The 3,538-nt window shown below is 58.4% G+C and carries 3 protein-coding genes; 1 reads left to right on the plus strand and 2 read right to left on the minus strand.

Features of this window, described 5'->3' with window-relative positions; translation table 11 throughout:
* Positions 1–387, minus strand: a 387-nt coding sequence (locus EN879_RS28265; protein WP_206521020.1) for a ferredoxin, incomplete at its 3' end; no start/stop codon positions are given.
* Positions 388–416: 29 nt separating this feature from the next.
* The gene (locus tag EN879_RS28270; RefSeq protein WP_063169385.1) at positions 417–1,595 is read right to left on the minus strand and encodes a cytochrome P450; all 1,179 of its coding nucleotides are present in this window, start codon (positions 1,593–1,595) and stop codon (positions 417–419) included.
* A gap of 1,487 nt (positions 1,596–3,082) precedes the next feature.
* Here EN879_RS28270 and EN879_RS28275 point away from each other — a divergent pair.
* On the plus strand, positions 3,083–3,538 hold a 456-nt coding region (locus EN879_RS28275; RefSeq protein ID WP_164774622.1), incomplete at its 3' end, for an MFS transporter.

Consider the following 3,538-nt stretch of genomic DNA (forward strand, 5'->3'; position numbering starts at 1 on the left):
ACGCAGCGCCGCCTCATCGGCGCGGTCTATCCCGCGGCAGTACCGATACAGGCAGTTGCGGATCGCCTCTCGGTCACGCAGTTCGGTAATTTTCGCGTGGTCGACAGGGTCTGTCGCGAATTGTATGATTGTTTTGTCCTTCCCGATGCCAGTCTGCACTTTGCGTGTGTCTCTCTCTACAACTGAGTTAGCGGGGGGCTCGTCAACTTCCAGAGCTTGTTCGGGGCAGGCTCGTACCCCTTTTGAGGCAAGCAGTTGCTCCCCATCGGCAACATCAATATCACCGGGCAAGATGTAGCCGGCGTCATCAAGCTTGAAGACTCTCGGCGCCCGCGCCCAGCAGCGCGCATGACCCTGGCATCTGGCTTTATGTACGACGACACGCATAGCGAACTCCAATGTCGTTGGCTGAAACTTCAGGACCATTCCAGGATCAGATTCTCGATCCCGAACACATGGCCGCCGAAGGTGATAGGTTCAGTCCCTGTCTTGATCCGAAAGGCTGGGATGCGCGCCAGCCACTCCTCCAGGCCAATGACAATCTCCCGCCGGGCAAGGTGTGAGCCAAGACAACGATGGGGACCATAGCCAAAGGCAGCGTGCCGGTTGTCCTCGCGCGCCAGATCGATCTCATTCGGGCATTCGAATTCCGCCGGGTCACGATTGGCAATCATCGTGGCACAGGAAACATAATCTCCCTTGCGGATCGGCGCGCCTTTGAAGTCGACATCCTTCGTTGCCACTCGGATCATCTGAATGGTCGAATAGGCGCGCAGCAATTCTTCCGCAGCGACGGCAATCCGGTCAGGTTCGCTTCGTAGCAATTCCTGATCTTTGGGGTTGCGCGCGAGATGGGCCAAGTCGAAGCATATGGCTGCTGAGACCGTGTCGAGTCCCGCGACGAACACAAGCACGCCGATGCCACGGACTTCTTCGTCACTGAGCAGACGACCCTCGACCTTTGCCTTCACGATGAAGGTCATGAAATCATCGACCGGCTCCTTGCGGCGCTCGGTGGCAAGTTCGTCGATGAAGGCCACGATCGTCCGGGCTGCGGGTGGTCGTTGCTCCTTATCGCCGTGGAGCAGATCTCTAGCCCAGCCGACAAATGTTTCTAGTCCGTTGTCCGAAAGCCCAATAAAGCGAAGGAAGATATTGACCGCGAACGGAACTGCAAAATCCTTCATGATGTCGCAGCTCGTGCCTGATGCGGCGATCCTGTCGATCAGCTTGATCGCTCGTTCCCGGACAGCCGGCTCCAATGCCATTACCCGCTTTGGCGAAAGCAGCGGATTGAGCAGTGAGCGAAAAACACCGTGGAATGGCGGATCGAGCTCAAGCGGGATCATCGGCCAGCTCTCGCCGAGCACAGAGGCGAAGATGCTGCGATGGCTGGAAAACGTTTCGGTGTCCTGCAGCACCCGGCGCTGGTCGCTCGCGCGAGTGATGACCCAGGTACCCCGACCGTCGCGCGTGTTGCTGGTTGAATAAAAGATCGGAGGCCCGGCATGAACGCAAGCAACCGCTGCATGCGGATCCCCGTTAGCCGTCGGCAACATGCCGGGCGACGTAAACAGGTTGAAGTCCCTCACCATTTCGGGCGGGACATGATCTGGAACCGGCCGCGATTTAACCGCGCCAGAATCGAGAGACCGTTCATGAGATGCTGTCGGCATTTGCATGCAATCGTCGGTGCAAGCTCCGTGCCGAATTCGTCTTTCGATAATCCTTGCCGTTTGCTGGGCAACAGGTGGCGCCTGCGCTGACTTGCTGGTCGGGATTGCAACATTCTTGTCCAGCGTCGGACACAGAATGTAGAATGCTAGACAGCGACTTGGAGCAACTCAACTGGTGGGATCGCTAGCCGATCATGTGCCCGGGGAGCATCCAGTTCGAAAGCTTGCGCTAAGCGGCTTGGTGACTTGGCCGAGGTCACCAGGTGGAAACGACCAACACTTGGGGTGAGCCTAGTGGCGCTCCCCTCGATGATGTCTGGCGGGGTGGTTAGCCGCCTCCGTAGGACAAGATCAGTCTACACGAATGGACTATAGCCTCTCCTCGCATGCCTCATTGGCCGTCCTTCAGAGCCGGCCACACGAGCTTTTGTCTTTCAGCAGGGCGTTTTTCTCGCCAGCTACAGAGCCACACCGACGCCATTAATGAGCGTCCAGTCGACGGGTTGGATGGCCCTGTCCATCTTGCCCAGCACCTTGGCTTAGCATTTGCCGGTGCGGCGGAAGCCTTCAAGACGCAGTTCTTGACCTTCTCCAGATCAGCCTCGGATGGATATCGGCAAGGGTTCAGCTCGTCCTTTTGAACTTGCGCATCTTCGTGTTGGCCAACCCCAGGCCGCCCGACATATTTGCGGTCTATCCGGCACCTCAACTTCGAACAACCTTGCGGCAAGCTCTTGGGATAGCCCACGCTCGTGCCTCCACCACCCGCTCAGCAGAGCCAGATTTGTCGTTGATGGCACGGAACTTGCGGAGTCATTCGCAGATGCGTCACGGACCGAGAGTGTCGTCCCATGAATTCGATCACCAAAAAGGCCGCCCGACGTTGCTGGGACCGCCTGCAATTACCTTATCCCAGAATTGGGAGCAACGGCTTCAAAAGGGATAACTCATCACCTCAATTTTGTCGATCGCGCGGCCATCGAACCGCAGCCATCGATCAGACTTCCGCCTCGTTGCACTCATTGCGACCGCCTTGGTGCTTGCGACAACCGCTCAATTCTGGCTGCCAGGATAACCACATATGGCGACGGAACTTCCTGCTTCAAAGCAATATAGAGATCGTCGATCATCCCCCCATCAAGGCCTCGATCGAGGACACCGCGTTCGGCTTGCTTGGTTCGCAGTGAACAGACCGCACTTCGACGAATGCGATCGATGCGACCGCGCCGAGAACTCTCCCGCATTGTCGACGGTTGGGTCCGTCGGCCCTCCGATGAGGCCTCGGATGCGTCGGGCTCCGAGGCCTCGACTGATGCCGACTGGCCGCCGCCGGAAGGTCTCGCGGCTTTGATCCCCGGCGATGTAGCCACCCCTGCTGCAACAGCTCCTAGCCGGAGAACTCATTCATGACCGAATCGGCGACAGATTTAGTGGACGCGGCTTTGTTCGACCGAGATCGGCTTGACCCAGAAAGTCCCTATCAACGTTCTGGCCCTGCATGGGGTGCCATCATTTCGCTTTCCTTCGGCACCTTCGGGCTTGTGACGGCAGAGTTTCTGCCCGCCAGCGTTCTGACACCGCTCGCGCATGATCTCCGTATCACCACGGGCACGGCTGGACAGGCGCTAACAGCGGCCGCAATCGTCGCGGCGATCTCGGCACCGATAATCGCCATCGTGACAAAGCGTCTGGACCGCAGGGTCGTCATCTGGGCGATGACGCTCCTGCTGATCCTGTCGAACGTTCTGGCGGAGGTTGCGGGGTCGCTGCCGGTTTTGCTGGCGGCACGCGTCGTCCTTGGCATATCGCTTGGTGGTTTTTGGTCAATTTCGGCAGCGTTGGCGATGCGGCTAGTTCCAAGG

Origin of the sequence: Mesorhizobium sp. M7A.F.Ca.AU.002.02.1.1 (assembly GCF_003998535.1) — a bacterium.
Lineage (GTDB): Bacteria > Pseudomonadota > Alphaproteobacteria > Rhizobiales > Rhizobiaceae > Mesorhizobium > Mesorhizobium ciceri.